This window comes from Fructilactobacillus fructivorans (assembly GCF_001434095.1).
Taxonomy (GTDB): domain Bacteria; phylum Bacillota; class Bacilli; order Lactobacillales; family Lactobacillaceae; genus Fructilactobacillus; species Fructilactobacillus fructivorans.
On record NZ_AZDS01000011.1, the window covers coordinates 1 to 489 of the forward strand.

The window sequence follows — 489 nt, forward strand, 5'->3', positions numbered from 1 at the left end:
TACTCTCTGAGTGATTATTACTCATAGAAGTGCTAGTTGAGCCACTTGCACTCGTGGATTGACTACCACTTACAGAAGCACTGTCACTTACTGATTCACTTGCACTAGTAGATAAGCTCTCACTCATCGAAGTACTTAATGAATCACTTGCACTAGCTGATAAGCTCCCACTCATTGAAGTGCTTACGGAAGTGCTGCCGCTTACTGATCCACTAGCACTGGTAGATAAGCTATCACTTGTTGAAGTACTGTTACTATCGCTAGTACTCAATGATGCACTGCCACTATTGCTAGTGGAGATACTGTTGCTATCACTGGTACTCAAGGAAGCACTAGTACTGTTGCTAGTGGAGATACTTTGACTATCGCTGGTACTTAGTGAAGCACTGCCACTGTTACTTGTGGAAATACTTTGACTATCACTGGTACTCAATGAGACACTACCACTATTGCTAGTGGAGATACTTTGACTATCACTGGTACTCAATG

The 489-nt window shown here is 42.5% G+C and carries 1 pseudogene; it reads right to left on the reverse strand.

Features of this window, described 5'->3' with window-relative positions:
* Nucleotides 1-489 (reverse strand): annotated as a pseudogene (locus FC73_RS07030) (hypothetical protein); the annotation flags it as partial.